Genomic DNA, 15,165 nt, shown 5'->3' on the forward strand with positions numbered 1-15,165 from the left:
ACACAGGGACGCGGGGACACAGAGAACGTACTGGATGGATTCTCTGTGTGTGACACTCTCCCTCTATGAGACGCTCCTTCGAGTTGGGAGAAAACTGTAGTGGCTGCTCGTAACTCCTGACTCTCCGGCTCCTCTGGAATAATAGAAGCGGCAATCGTAAAGTAAAATGTACTACCTGTACCAAGCTCACTTTCAACCCAAATTCTGCCACCCATTAACTCGCACAGTTGCTTGCAAATGGCAAGACCTAACCCAGTACCACCATACTGTCGAGTGATGGAGGAGTTAACTTGACTGAAGGCTTTAAACAAACGTTCAACGCGATCGCGTGGAATTCCAATGCCTGTATCTTTAACACTAAACTGAATCTCGTCAGTATTTGCAGAAGAATGATTAATATTGCTATTCTTGCGGGTTATAACTGAAACTTCTATACTTCCAGTTCCAGTAAATTTAATAGCATTACTAAGTAAATTAATTAAGATTTGGCGCAGTCGGGTGATATCACTCACAATCCTAGTAAGAACTTTAGGAGTATCTAAAAATGTAAGTTTTAAATCTTTTTCTTTAGCTTTAGGTGTAAGTAAATAAAGAACCTCATTAATGCAATTTTGTAAACAAAAAGGTTCCTCTTCTAGTTCCAAGTTCCCCGATTGTATTTTGGAAAAGTCAAGGAAATCGTTAACAATTTTGAGTAAGGAATTTCCACTGGTGTGAATGGTTTCAACAAAATCTTGCTGTTCGGCAGTCAATCCGCTATCTAGTAATAAGCTGGCCATACCAGTTACTGATGCGATCGGAGTCCGAACCTCATGGCTAATCATTGCTAAAAATCCCTGTTTAGCAAGTTCTGCCTGCTTCCGTTCAGTCATGTCTCGCAAAATGTAAACATAACCTTGAAAATGTTCAATTTCTGTCTTCACTATTGAGTATGAAAAAGCTACTGGAATTGTTTTACCACTTTTTGTATAACAAACGGTTTCAACTTCTTTTTCTAAAAAATTTATATCTTGAATTTGGGGTAAATTAATACTTTCAATATCACTATTTATCAACGGAGAACTCTTAATTTCTTTAATAACTTTTGTAATAGATTGACCTAAAAGTTCTACTTCATCATATTCCAATAAGATTTGTGCAGCAAGATTTATTTTTTTTATCTTTCCTGATAGCGTTGTCACCACCAAGGCATCTGCTATTGATGTCACAATTTGCTCAATATATTGTTTAGAAGCCTTTAAATTACGTAACAAAAGATTTGCTTCATTCGCACCTTGAAACAAAGATTGTTCAAGAACCATCCTTTCTGTCGCGTCTTCCACAAGAATGATTAGTGAATTACTAAAATGATCTTCTTGGATATTTTTAGTAATACGAATATCAATATACAAAGGAGAAACTATATCTTGTGAGCGCATAATTCCCTTTAATTCAAAATTATCTTGATTCCCCTGTCGAATCGCATCAAAAACATCTTCAAGTCCCTCTAATTCTGGAAACACAATCCTAATATCCTCACCTTGCTTCACCTCATCAGGAATGTCAGCAAAATGATTTAATCCCAAAGATTTCTCCAAAATATTGAAATTTTCATCAATTATCAAATATTCAATATGACATATAGATAATAGGTTTATCAACAATGAGTTCATCTTCTTAAATTAAACGAGTGGCTAAAGTTTTAAATATTTCATCAACATTCTTGCCAGTTTTAGCTGAAGTTAGATAGGTATCTAATATATTTCTTTGCTCAAATTGATACATTTGGCGCATTTTTTCTAAATACTCGGCTGCAATCATATCTGATTTGTTCAGTGCAACAACAATATAGCTTTTAGGATTAATATCTAGAAAAGTTTTAATATGTTCTTGAAGATGATTGAGCGTTTCTGGTTGTGTGACATCACCAACTATCACAGCACCTTTAGAACCTTGAAAATAGTTTTGAGCAACTGCCTTAAACTTATTACTTCCTTCAATATCCCAAATTATAAGCTGTAAGTTTTGCTTATCATACAGGTCTTTTTTAGAAACATCAACCGATTTACGAGAAATTTTTACTCCTACAGTTGAAAGATATTCATCACTAAATTGACACTCTACAAATTGGCGAATTAGACTAGTTTTACCAACACCAAAATCACCAAATAAGCAGATTTTTTTAGATATTGTAGACATACTTGAGGAAAATTAGGTAGTATTTTACATGTATTAGAGCTATTTTCAACTTAAAGTTGCTTGTTTATCAGTTCTAAAACTACACAGCGGCTTAACCATAAGGGGTGAGTTACATCAATTCCTGGTGGTAAATTTGTCTTACCAATTATCTCTAGACGAGATGGTTCAATAGCTAATTTAATCAGTGCTTGTTGTACAGCCTTTGCTCGCATAAGTGCCAATTTTTGAGATGTGTTCTTACCACTATGGTCATAACTATAACCAATGATTTTTAAATGCTGATTTTGGTGCTGATTGAGGAAAAACTTTACCTGTTGAACCTTGTACTCTAAATTCGCTCTCATCAAACTCGCTGAGTCAGGTTGAAAGTAAAATCGAACTTCAATCTGTGGGGGTTGGACTTGCACGGCGCTAGATACAAATTTTACGCCTGGAATTTGTTCAAATGCATGAGCAATAATCTGAGCATCTGCAATTCGGTTGACAGTACCTTCAACAGCTACTTTACCAGCAATGTATTGAGCAGAAATTGCTATATCATTAGTCTGATTTAAAACTGCTGTGACTCGTTTGACTTCAGCAGCAGCTAATACAGGGTCTGCTGGTACTTCAACTAATAAAATTTGATTGTCAATCAACCAATTAGGGGAGGTTATTTTGACAGTTTGCTCGGCTTTCTGGCGAAGAAGTTGATTAGGTAATCGTCCTGTTAATTTTAATTTATTGTGTTCTACCTGCACTGTGAGCCGATATACAGCTAGTTCTGGAACAGAAGTTAAAGCCAAGGAAGTTTGATTTTCAATAGAATGGATCACTCCACTATGGTATTGCCAAAAGCCCCAAGGAATGAAAATAGTACTAATAATTGTTAAACTTAATATCAGTAATGGTGAGATTTTTTTTGCTTTTTTTTGCTGAATCTCTGTATCTCTCAATTCTTCTATAAGTGGATGAATTTCAATAGGGATTGTATCTGTATCACCATCAAAGTTTTCAATTAAATTACCATATGTCTGAACAATTTTACTGAATAGTTGCCGCATTTTCAAAATAAAGTTTTTGCTTGGCTCTCCTTGCACAACGAGTGCTAAATAACAGTATCCTGCAACTTCTAAAATTATTTTGGATGTTCCATATTCAATTGTGTCTAATTCTGTCACATTTCCAGATTGATTGATACAATCATTGGCAAAGCTGCGAATTGCTGTCAGCATTCCTGCTACCATTTCAGCCTCTAGCTGCTGTGCATCAGAGCGTTGAACATCTGAGATAATTAAACCAGATGCTTTATGAATCAAGAAAATGGCTTGAATTGTAAATGGTAGAGCTTCTTTAAAAATTAATTCTGCTTCAGAAACTCCCTGTAGCTTGGCACGAATTTTACGTTTTATTCCTTCAACGCTGAGGGTTTCTTCGACTTGCCGATTAATAGCACGGATTGTCTCTGCCATATACTTAGATATGGTACTACCAATAATTGGGTAGAGTGCATCCACAACAATATTCTGTTCAATTTCAACTTGCTTTTTAATAGCTCGTCCGATTGCAGGAGCGATCGCATCTGAAACTTCCTCTGGAGCAACAATGATCTGCTGAGAAATAGCTAGGGGAATAGTAGGAGCGATCGCCGTACTCATGCTAACTTTATCTTGTTCAGTGCGACTGTGCATAGCCTGATCGATAATCGGAGCAATTATCTCTACAATTTCCTCTTTTGACTCTGTAATCTTTAGCCTTAAAAGTTCAGAAATACACGGTAGTAGTAGATTTATTAGCTCTTTAGGGTCATAAACTTGATCCTCTATTTTTTGAATCTTTTGTTCAATTTTTGCTAGAATATTGTTGATTTCTGTTAATTCATATCCGACCAATATCTTCCGTAATTTTTGCAATGCATCCTCTGAGTTATCTAACGTTTCCTCAAAATTTGCAAAGATTTCAATAGATTTTTCTAATTCTTCTTGAGTAATTTGTGATGGATTAGATATATTTTCAGGAAAATTCCAAGCGGACTCTAAATAAGCTTCACATACTTCTAAGGGCACTGAAGGAAGTTGCAGTAATTCAATTCTTTCTGTAATATACTCATGATTATTATCAGTTTCTGATCGGAATAAAGAAAAAGATTGCTCAGGTGATTCGATAATTTTAAGATCGACAAGTAAATCCAATAAATTGTCAAGCTGTACAGCTTTTTCTGGTTTTAATTCAAAAGATTGAGAAATCGAATTTTCCACCTGAGTCATATCATTAAGTCTCATCTTTAAAAGTGCTGAGTTAGGAGTAGAGACGCGATTAATCGCGTCTGTATAAGAATTAGGAGTGAAGAATTATCTCCCTCATTCCCTTCATTTATCCTTGCCTTCTGACTTGATTACGAATGTAATTCTGCGGTACTGTTCGAGTGAGTTAACACTTTTGACAAGTTTGCAGTTTCTAGAAGCGGCACAGGAGTATAATCGTTGCTACTTTCATCGGCTGCTTCTCGCAATTTAGGAATGAATTCAGTTTCTTTCAGACGCATTCCCAAAGCAAACAAAGTTTCAGCCATATCGTCTTTAGAAACCTTAGTGTCTGTCAACTGTGAGAAGCGTCGATCTATTTCTTCTAAAATCAGATCCCGTAACGCCGTGACATCATCTTGTAATTGGACTTTAGTATGAAAGATTTCATTTTGAATCGCGGTAGTTTGGCTATCTAATGTGTCATCAAGCGACTGAACACTATTAGAAAACTTTTTATTGAGTCTATCAACTTGTTGCCGTAAGTCAAGAGTTTCTTCTTGAGTTGTCAGGTTGAGTGACTTCAGCTTTTTTTCCACCGCCTCAAACCCTGCCTTTAGTTCAGCCGAAAAATTTGACTTGAGTTGATCGACATGCGATCGCATCTGTTGTTGCAGCACAGAGATATCTGACTCCAGCTTGTTAAATCGATTTTCGTACTCTCTTAGCTGCGTTCCCAAAATAATATCGCGGATCTGATCAATATTGCCAAGCCGTTCTCGTACATCGTCTCTACTCATCTGACTCATCAGGAAAACCTCACTTTTGGAGAATTAATTGGGGATAGGAGGTGATACATTTAACTGATATTTAGGCTAAAAATTCTCAGCATAAGATGCAGTTAACTCACTGAACCTACTTTTAGTACATCAAAGTTATTATTCCCAGTTGTTCGCAAGTTCTATCATTCAAAATATGAAATGGGTATTATTCATGCTTACTCATAAAAAATTGTCACTTTTTGTTTATTAATAAATATTATTAATTTTTCATATTTCTGTGTTACTATCCTTACAGATCAAAAATTTTTGGATGCGTTTAACAAACTCTTCTAACTCTGAGATGAAGTTAGTAGTACCTCGACGCTCTTGGTTGTAAGCTAGTTGTTCTAGTTTTTCTGCTGCTAGATGCATAGTTGTTGCTCCAACATTAGCACTAGCACCTTTAATTTGATGGGCTTCTTGCGCTATTTGACCAAAGTCATGAGCAGCGATCGCTATTCTTATTACCTCTAGACGAGGTTGAATATCTTCAACGAACATTTGCAGTAGGTCAAATTCAAATTCTGGATTATTTTCTGAGAGTTGATGCAAACGTTCCCAATCAATTGGGAGGTCAACTGAACTGACATCTGTAGTAGAAATCTGCTCTGTGGCAGTTATTTCTTTTGCCTTGAATATCACACTTCCCCAACGCTGTAGCGCCGCAGCCAATTTTTGTTTCGTTACTGGCTTGCTCAGATAGTCGTCCATTCCGGCATCTAGACACATTTGTTGATCTTCTTTCATGGCATTAGCTGTCATTGCAACTACCACAGGACGACGACTGCTGGCAAAGCTGCTTTCTTGCCAACGATGAATTTCTTTTGTGGTTTCAAAACCGTCCAGAACTGGCATTTGGCAATCCATCAGAATTAAATCGTAGGGAATTTTTTTCAATGACTGCAAAACTTCTTTCCCATTACCAGCGACATCAGCACTGTAGCCCAGGCTTTGGAGTTGCTTCAAGGCAACTTTCTGATTCACCAGATTATCTTCAGCTAAGAGAATTCTAAATTTGGGGGAGCCAAGAGAATCATAGTTGCTGTTGTTTTCGTGATTTTTAAGTTTTAACTCCTGACTTCTGACTTCTGATTCCTCTTGTTCCATCTGGGTTCCTAAGATAGTCATGATGGTATTGAGGAGTCGGGACGGCTTAACAGGTTTGACCAAATAAGCTGCAAATCCTATTTTTAGCGCTCGTTGGATTTCATCCCTTTGATTAGTAGAGGTAAGCATAATCAAAGGTAGCCCAGCGATCGCTGAATTTGCCTTAATTTGCTCTCCCAAGGTCATCCCATCTATTTCTGGCATCTGCATATCAACCACAGCTATGTCATAGGGATTTTTTTGCTTGGTGGCTTCCTGAATAGCTTGGAGGGCAGTAACAGCTGAAGCAGCCTGATCCACTAGCATCCCCCAACGGGTAGCTTGATGGTGGATGATTTTGCGATTAGTAGCATTATCATCCACCACTAACAAGCGCCGATTGAGCAAAAGTTCGCGTTCGCCGTTGGCGTTGGCGAAGCTATTGCTTTCTGAGGAAATAGGGTAAAGTTGCTTGGCGAGAGTTACTTCAAACCAAAACTTAGATCCTTTTCCCAACTGACTTTCTACGCCAATTTCTCCTCCCATCAAGCTTACCAGTTGCTTACAGATGGCTAATCCCAAACCTGTACCGCCATATTTGCGGGTAGTGGAAGCATCTACTTGGGTAAATGGCATAAAGAGTTTGGATTGGTCTTCAGAAGTAATGCCAAGACCAGTATCTATGATGGCAAAATAAATGGTGGCTGTAGTAGAGGTTTGCGATCGCAATTCTGCTCTTAATATTACCTCTCCATTGCTGGTGAACTTGATCGCATTGCTAATCAGGTTCATCAGAATTTGCCGCAGGCGGCCAGCATCGCCTTGGAGGTGGGTGGGGACGTTGGGATAGATCAACGCTGCAATTTCTAATCCCTTATTATGGGCTGGGGGAGCCAATAATTCCAACACCTCTTCCACACAGCTAGATAAGGTAAAATCTAGAGTTTCTAGTGCCATTTCCCCAGCCTCAAGTTTGGACAGATCCAAAATTTCGTTGATCAGGCTTAAAAGAGCGTCTCCACTAATGCGAATTGTTTCAATAAAATCCTGTTGCTCTGAGTTGAGGGGAGTTTCTAACATTAAGCCTGTCATGCCTAACACAGCATTCATCGGAGTCCGAATTTCATGGCTCATATTGGCCAAAAACGCACTTTTGGTTTGAGAAGCTAATTCAGCTTGCTCACGGGCAATTTCGAGTTCTCGTCGCTGTTGAGTTTCTGCGTTTAACATTTGGGCTTGGGCTAAGGCAATACCTACTTGGTCAGCTATTTGCCGTAAAAGATGAGTTTCAAAGCTAGACCAGTGGCGGGAAGTGCTACACTGATGGACAATCAGCAAACCGCAGAGTTCTTCTTTGACAAGAATGGGTATGACCAAATTGGACTTGACCCCAAATTCTTGCAGTAATTCCATCTGGCTTTTTTGGACTTCAGCTATATCCAATTCAGCAAGCTCGATATCCTGTCTTTGACGATACTGCTGTAGATAATACTGCTGTGTATATTCCGCTTGAAAGTAAGCATCAGTGAGCTTTTTATCTTTAATTGCCAGCCACTCAGAAACTACTGCTTCAACTACAGTGGTTTCAGATCCATCTGCCAAAGGTTGATAAATCAAAACTCGATCGCTATGGATAATTTTCTGTACTTCCGTAACAGTGATTTGGAGAATTTCTTTGATTTGCAAAGACTGACGAATCTTGAGGGTGATTTCAGTAAATAATTGTGATCGCAAGTTTTGGCGTTGAAGTTCTTCTTCTGCCTGCTTGCGCTCAATAAACTGCCCTACTTGCTCACCAATCGAATTCATTACTGTTGCCAAATCCGGTTCATGTTCCTGGATCTCATGGCTAAAGCAGGTAATGACACCGATGATTTTTTTACCACTACGGATTGGAAAACCGAAAGCCCCGTGCAGTTCTACTTCAGCAGCGATTTGAGAGCGCATAAAATTCTGCTCTTTAATGACATCAGCGATCCAAATAGGTTTAACACTAGCCCAGACACGACCAGGCAGCCCAATTCCTGGTGCAAAAGTAATCTGCCGACTTAGGATGTCAAATTCTTGCATTTTTGAGGATATTTTATACCATGAATTTATGAAAGTCAGTAGATTTGCTCGTTGATCTACCAGCCAAAATTCACTTAAATCCCATCCCAAACTTTCGCAGATTCCTTGCAGAATTTGGGGCATAGCTTCGTTGATTGTAGCTGACTCTGCTAAGACGCGGGTTGTAGCATACTCTGCTTTGAGATGCTGTTCAGCTAGTTTGCGTAAGCGCAGATCCTCGAATACATCGGTGATGTCGATACCTGTGGCGACAATGTATTCAACGTGGCCCTGATAGTCTTGCAAGGTAGTGTTAGCCCAGGCAATAAGCCGCCGACTGCCATCCTTAGCTACCCAATAGTTTTCGTACTCTTTGGGCCCTTCACCAGATCGTAACTGCTCAAAAACTGCTTTAACTTCCTTTACCTGTTCAGGAAGTAAAAACAGGTTCCAGAAATGCCTTCCTCTGACCTCATCAAATGAGTAACCAGTTGTTTGCTCACAAGCTTGATTGAAGCGAACGATTTGCCCTTGTGTGTCAATAACTATTACCAAAGCGCTAGCTGTATCAAGGACTGCTGAGATAAAGTTGCGTTCTTGGTTCAGTGTTTCTTCTGTTAATTTACGCTCTTTTACCTCACGAGAAATTAAGTAGTAAACTATACCTAAAATAAGAAAACTTAGAAAAATAGCGATCGCAAGTGTCAAAAGCGTCCTGTTAGCACTGGCTTTTGCAACTTGTGATTGCTGTTGGAGCAACCTTTTATCCTGATTCTCTATCTCATGTATAACCTTACGGATATTATCCATGAGATATTTTCCTCGATTTGTCTGGATTAGCTGCAAGGCTGCGTCGAATCCCTGATTTCTACGCAGGTATATAGTCTTCTTGAGTATGGCAAGTTTTGCAGCTATTAAAGATTCAAGGGTTGCAAACTGCTGTTGTTGGCTAGGTTGATCTACGATTAAATCCTTCAGTTCTGCAATTTTTTGATCGATGTTTCCAACTACTGCTTGATAAGGTTCCAAATAACTTTCTTGTCCAGTGAGGATATAACCGCGTTGTCCAGTCTCAGCATCCTTCATATCGGACAGTAATTCTTCCAATTTATTGATTTTCTCTTGGGTTTTTTGCACCTGATTCTTAGTATCAATCAATACGCGTGTGTTTTGATAAGAAATCACGCCAATCAAAACTAAAATTGCTGATGCTAACCCAAACCCTCCGGCTACTCTTTTAAAAAATTGTTTGCGTCCCTTCTGTACCTGTTTGCGTGTGTCATTCGCCAACACCAAAGTTGCTAAGTTGCGCCGCATTTCTAGTTGCTTGATTACCTGGCTACCTATAATTCGTAATGCTTCAACTTGTTCTGGAGAGAGTTCTCTTGGTACATGGTCAATTACACAAAGTGTTCCTAGTGCATATCCCTCAGGGTTAGTCAGCGGTACACCAGCATAAAATCGAACATTCGGATCAGAGGTAACTAGCGGGTTTGTAGCAAACCTTTCGTCTTCGGTTGCATCCGGCACAACAAAAACTTCAGGTTGCATAATAGTATGGGCGCAGAATGCTACATCTCGCGGTGTTTCTAGGGCATCCAAGCCAACTTTTGACTTGAACCACTGGCGATCGCTATCAATTAAACTGATTAAGGCAATGGGAGTTCCACAAATATATGAGGCTAAACGGGTGAGGTCGTCAAAGGCAGCTTCCGAACGAGTATCGAGGATTTTATACTCCAAAAGAGATTCGATTCGCTGTGTTTCGTTATCAGGTAATGGTGCTTTCATGCTTAAGCCTTATCAATAACTCTTAAAATTTGACCCGCAACTGTCCTGTCAAGGAATTACCACTATAGGCACTTCCTCCAGTTTCTTGATTTCGGACATTACTAAAGCTATAGCCGAGGTCTAGCTCTATATTCGGTGAAACCTTTACTGTACAGCGCGTTTGATAGGTATTAGCGTTATCAAATTCTCCTTTAAGTCGTTGTCGTCCTAAATTGGCAGCGAGGCGACAGCGTAAGAAATTAGTAATATCTCCCTCCCAAGCTACCTCACCGTTATAAACTAGGAAATCTGGTGGGGAAAAATAGCCACTTGTGCGTTCTAAATCGTGATCGTAACTCCAAGTGAATAAGTTAGCCGCCAAAGAAAATTGTCCAAATTTGCGCTCTAATCTACTAAATGACTGCACCTCGGAATTACCATCGTTGTAACTACCCAAACGCAATGATGAAAACAAGCTAGTATTACGGTCAATCTGCCAGTATAAATCAGGTCCAAATCGCCAAGCAGTAATTTGATTGTCTAAAGTTCGGGCATTGGATTTATAAGGTCCTTGTTCTAAATTACCTGATAGTATTACTGCCGATAGCAATCGACCTGATGACGAAACTCGCGGCAGCGAAATGGGAGCCTCCACCTTAGCATTGAGATTGATAGCTGTGGGTAAACGATTGAACACATCGACTCCGGCTGCTGTTTGTAGAGTCACTTGCCCAATTTTTCCTTGCCATCCAACCTGTAAGGGAAAATTGGTAATTGATTCAACACCGCGTTGCTTAAAGAAGTTAAAACCCGTCTTGAAAAATATTCTATTGCCATTACTCAATCGAAATTTAACCGTTGGTTCGAGGAAAAAATTAGTTTGGCCAAAGTTGTCTGTGTCATAGCGATAGTCCGTATCAATACTTTCCAAAATTGCATCCGGCGTTTCTGGTTTGGTGGAAGTTGGTGGTGGGCTAGAATTCTGCGGTGGTTCGGGTAACACTGGTGGTAATCGCAGTGAAGGATTGAAGTTTTCAGGTGCTGCTATCAAAATAGGTGTTGGCTCTAATTGATAGGGGAGCGGTATCGAAAATTGTAAATGACCGAAGTTCAGTTCACTCTTAGCAAAGCCAGATGCTCTGGTGCGATCGCTCTTACTAGCTGGCTTTTGAGTAAGGGTACGCGGACTAGTTGGTGCAATCTCTTGTATAGAAGAGATTGTGTTATCAGCCCAATCTGCCACCCTGACTTCTCTGTGAATTCCAAGTTCTGAGTATTGCTCTGCTAAAGAAGAATTTACTATAGTGACTCGCTCGGTCAATCCTGAAAGTGATTTCCAGGTCTGATGTGCTTGGGCAGCTTGTAACTTAGCTTCTGATAATGTCAAAATACCCACGCTACAGATTACTCCTAATTGAATCTGTAGGCATCCCAAAATCAACTCAGTGTATAAACTATATTGACGAACAAAGAGATAACGTCTAAAACTACCTGCCATAAATCGATACTATAGTTGTAGAAAAACTTGCTGCCAATGAGTTTTATGGCTGCTAGCGGATGTATTTGGCTTGGGATTATGATGCCCACAATATATGCCTGTTAACACATGGCAAAGGAAAAAGACGTTACTGAACCGAGGAATAATTAGTAAACACAAGACTGCCTTGAGAGGATGTTTGAAAGGTATTATTGCTAACACCAAAAGCTCCCAAACCTAATCCCCTACTCCTGTTTTGCCAATTACTACAAGGGAATGGGGGTTTCAAAGCCTCTCTACCTTTCAGGGAGAAGAATGGAAGTGGCGTTTTTTAGTATACTTTTAGACTTTTCAAGCGACCTCTAACTTCTGACCATTCATCCGATAATTATGAAGTTTTATAACTAGTTGTGGAATTCATGGACTTTTGATTCCGATAAGTAAGCAGAGGTTCGCCAAGAAGCTAAATGAACTTCCAAAGAGTGCAAGTTCTACCAGGAGAAATCGCTGTGGAAAATCCAGGTCTTTGCTTAACACCTTTTCAGCGCAAATATCTACTGAAAAGCTTAGAAACCGACTTACGGGCAGAATACCGCCGTCGCATTAAAATTATGCTGCTCTTCGATGCAGGTCAAACTCAGGCTCAAATCTGTGAAGCTTTGGGATGTTCTCAAGAGACTGCACGCTACTGGATTGCGATCGCTTCTTCAAAACAGGCTCACAAATGGAGCAATTATAGCAACCATCTTGGCGGTTGCTATAACTCAGCAGTGCTGGGTCGTTTTGCATTGCTTAGTCTAAACTCCAGTCCTAACGCACTATTTTTAAAGATTTTATGCCGTACTTTCCGTGCTAACACACCCTACGTATCTGTTCAAAAATTAAATAGTAGTCCTATCAATAAATTAATTTAGAGAAGAGTGGATAAGCTCTGGATTCAACACCGAACATTTTCAGAGCGTGGCCCCAATATTATTTTAATTTTAGATAATGCTAGTTTTCATAATCGATTTGATATTCTTAGCTTTTATTGCCCAAGAACTCCCTAACTTTGTATTAGGGACTTCCAGAGAATAAATTATTCCAAAAAAATAAAAGACAGCATCCCTATAAGAATGATAATCATTATGAAAAACGAGAAAGTTCACCTTTGTGTTAAGAGTTGCTTAAATTTTGCGAATCGTGGTTTAACTAGTGAAAAATTTAACTATTAGCTAAAATGTTCAAAATTGAACAAAATGCAACGGTTAACTTGATTTTAGACATTAGACTTATTGCAAAAGTACTTTCTTGCGTTCTTTTCTGGAGCGCTTGGAGCGCCTGGAGCGCGAGACAAAAAATATTGATGCAAGAAGTCTATTCAATCGAAAAAACAACCCCAGTGCTTATGCTTGTAACACTTAGGGCATGATTTCTAATTCTAAAACTCAAGCTTAAAATTCGATTCTAATTTGAAGAACGACTGGAAGCTAATGAAAACAAATTGGAAAATAGGATTTGGTGTTCTTGCTAGTCTTGTAAGTCTTACACCTATGTCATCAGTTCTAGCTGATGAGCTTTTCTACAACACTAGCAATGGTGCGGCTGCTATTGGTGCTTTCGATCACTCTGGCAATTTCACACAATTAAAGGGCTATGCTGCGGGAATTTTTAGTACTAATTGGTCGCAAATAGTCAATACACCGCAGGGCGTCTTCTTCTACAACACTAACAATGGTGCGGCTGCTGTTGGTGTTTTCGATCACTCTGGCAATTTCACACAATTAAAGAACTATCCTCCGGGAGGTTTTTCTAGTGGTTGGTCGCAAATAGTCAATACACCGCAGGGCGTCTTCTTCTACAACACTAGCAATGGTGCGGCTGCTGTTGGTGTTTTTGATCGCTCTGGCAATTACACACAATTAAAGGGCTATCCTGCGGGAACTTTTGCTATTGGTTGGACAAAGATTGTAGAGCAGCCGTAGCTACTGGTGGTTTTAGATGATTTTCCCGATTCGGGAAAACTTGTGATCGCGTTAATCTCTCACAAACGCGATGTCTACGACGGGCTACGCCTACGCAACAGGAGCAACACGTCCTGTAAAGTCCTATAAAAGTCAGAGTGAGCCAAAAATTATGCCAACCGTCGAAGCATGATACGAATCATGGCAATATAGATGAATGTCTCGGAAGTTTCAGGCAGTCGTTCATAATCTTTACTTAAACGCTGACACCAATTAAGCAAGCCTTAAGGGACTTCCAGAAAATAAACTATTCGCCTAACAATAATGATAATCATTTTGAAAGGGGGATGAAGGGGGTTGCCGAGGGCAACCCCCTTTCTCCGCCCCCCAAACAAATGATTATCATTATTGAAAAATCTTGTCTCTTGTTTTTCTTGGAATAATTTATTCTTTGGAAGTCCCTTAGAGTTTTTCCCTGCATATAGTCCTGACTACAACATTATTGAATTAGTCTGGTATGAATGTAAAGAATACATTGCTTATCGTCTATTTCAATCAATAGATGAATTGAAATCAATTCTTAATAAATTATTAAATAAAGGTGAGCTAGTCATTAAGTGGCATCGAAAAGTCAAAAACAAGGGAAATAGTGACTATGTTGCAATTTAAATGCCGATTAGCTTACCACTGCACGAATCTCAAAAATTCTGAGTTGAAATCATTCGGATCTGCATCCAATACCCGCTCAGACCCCCTGTACAAATGTGCATATTCACCCAACCTATACTCCGCCAATTTAAACAGTTCTGAACGCGGTAATGGTGAACCGTTGCGGATTATCTCCTCAAGCGCCTTCACCCATGACAAGTTTTCAGGATCATTATCCCGATCCGCATTTCCATCCGCATCCCCATCCCCCCATCACGCTGCATTACCACGCAAGCAGTCTTGGTAGTTTGCCAAGGAGACTTTGCATGATGGTCAGCAGAGGAGCAGGGGGGCACATGGGCACACGGGCACACGGGCATAGGAGAAAGAACTTGTACAATAACTCTCAAGAGATCCCCGTCTCCCCTGCTCCTCTGCACAAGAGCCTACCCTCACCTGGCAATTTTGGGTTGTTAAACCACTAGTATTATTCTTTACCTACATTCACGAAAGTAATTGATTTTAAGAATCATTCTCATTAGACGGAATATTTACCTTCATGACAATCTCGGTTTTTCCTTGAGATCCTTTTGCTTGATCCTGGTTTTGTGGATCTTGGCCCCTTGAGAATTTGGGTTCTACCTTAAACCCCTTGTCTTCTTGATCAGTCTCCGGGTTTTGGGAATTAAAAAGAGTCCCCCCTTTGTGTGTGTTTTCCGGCGCTCTTTGAATACTTTCTGAAGTAATCTCTGTTGTATTCTTTGTTGTATTCTATGAGGGGGTTGGACGGCTTGCAGCGACTGGGTTTGAAGCGTCGTGAAAACTCCCATTGGGGATTACCTGTATCGCCCTTTGGGATATACCAGTATCGCCTAGAGAACCCATTTGACATCTATTCATTAGCTAGCCTTTTGAGCATGAGTCTGATGAAACAGAGATTGAGTTTGGCTGTGGCATTGGTCAGGGTTCTC

Annotated in this window: 8 protein-coding genes and 4 pseudogenes; 5 read left to right on the plus strand and 7 right to left on the minus strand. The window is 39.7% G+C overall.

Annotation, left to right across the window (positions count from 1 at the left end; genetic code table 11):
• Nucleotides 1-209: 209 nt before the first annotated feature.
• The 6 genes and pseudogenes from V7K21_RS30965 to V7K21_RS30120 all read right to left on the minus strand — a co-directional run.
• Nucleotides 210-1,652: pseudogene (locus V7K21_RS30965) on the minus strand (ATP-binding protein); the annotation flags it as partial.
• Nucleotides 1,653-1,656: 4 nt separating this feature from the next.
• Nucleotides 1,657-2,178, minus strand: coding sequence for a Rab family GTPase (locus V7K21_RS30100; RefSeq protein ID WP_335179705.1), 522 nt, complete (start codon nucleotides 2,176-2,178; stop codon nucleotides 1,657-1,659).
• Nucleotides 2,179-2,228: 50 nt separating this feature from the next.
• Nucleotides 2,229-4,439 carry an OmpA family protein gene (locus V7K21_RS30105; protein WP_335179707.1) on the minus strand — a complete coding sequence of 737 codons (2,211 nt, stop codon included), beginning with the start codon at nucleotides 4,437-4,439 and terminating at the stop codon, nucleotides 2,229-2,231.
• A gap of 113 nt (nucleotides 4,440-4,552) precedes the next feature.
• Nucleotides 4,553-5,209 (minus strand): hypothetical protein, encoded by a 657-nt coding sequence (locus tag V7K21_RS30110; RefSeq protein WP_335179709.1) that lies wholly within the window; start codon nucleotides 5,207-5,209, stop codon nucleotides 4,553-4,555.
• A gap of 240 nt (nucleotides 5,210-5,449) precedes the next feature.
• Nucleotides 5,450-10,147: a response regulator gene (locus tag V7K21_RS30115; protein WP_335179712.1), complete on the minus strand. Its 4,698-nt coding sequence runs from the start codon at nucleotides 10,145-10,147 to the stop codon at nucleotides 5,450-5,452.
• 22 nt (nucleotides 10,148-10,169) lie between these two features.
• On the minus strand, nucleotides 10,170-11,624 hold the full coding sequence (locus tag V7K21_RS30120; protein ID WP_335179714.1) for a hypothetical protein: 1,455 nt from the start codon (nucleotides 11,622-11,624) through the stop codon (nucleotides 10,170-10,172).
• Nucleotides 11,625-12,214: 590 nt separating this feature from the next.
• Here V7K21_RS30120 and V7K21_RS30970 point away from each other — a divergent pair.
• The 3 genes and pseudogenes from V7K21_RS30970 to V7K21_RS30130 all read left to right on the plus strand — a co-directional run bounded on the left by V7K21_RS30970 (nucleotide 12,215) and on the right by V7K21_RS30130 (nucleotide 13,567).
• Nucleotides 12,215-12,517, plus strand: coding sequence for a hypothetical protein (locus tag V7K21_RS30970; protein ID WP_442948948.1), 303 nt, complete (start codon nucleotides 12,215-12,217; stop codon nucleotides 12,515-12,517).
• Nucleotides 12,516-12,662: pseudogene (locus V7K21_RS30975) on the plus strand (IS630 family transposase); the annotation flags it as partial. The gene V7K21_RS30970 and the pseudogene V7K21_RS30975, both read left to right, overlap by 2 nt.
• Nucleotides 12,663-13,075: 413 nt before the next feature.
• A complete protein-coding gene (locus V7K21_RS30130) occupies nucleotides 13,076-13,567 on the plus strand; it encodes a hypothetical protein (RefSeq protein WP_335179716.1) in 492 nt (163 codons plus the stop codon).
• A 149-nt stretch (nucleotides 13,568-13,716) separates the two neighbouring features.
• Here V7K21_RS30130 and V7K21_RS30135 read toward each other — a convergent pair.
• A pseudogene (locus V7K21_RS30135) lies at nucleotides 13,717-13,815 on the minus strand (IS5/IS1182 family transposase); the annotation flags it as partial.
• A gap of 193 nt (nucleotides 13,816-14,008) precedes the next feature.
• Here V7K21_RS30135 and V7K21_RS30140 point away from each other — a divergent pair.
• Both V7K21_RS30140 and V7K21_RS30145 read left to right on the plus strand, forming a co-directional pair.
• Nucleotides 14,009-14,215, plus strand: a pseudogene (locus V7K21_RS30140) (transposase); the annotation flags it as partial.
• Between the two features lie 770 nt (nucleotides 14,216-14,985).
• Nucleotides 14,986-15,165: hypothetical protein (locus V7K21_RS30145; RefSeq protein WP_335179718.1), on the plus strand; the 180-nt coding region annotated here is incomplete at its 3' end.

Source organism: Nostoc sp. (assembly GCF_036919595.1).
Lineage (GTDB): Bacteria > Cyanobacteriota > Cyanobacteriia > Cyanobacteriales > Nostocaceae > Nostoc.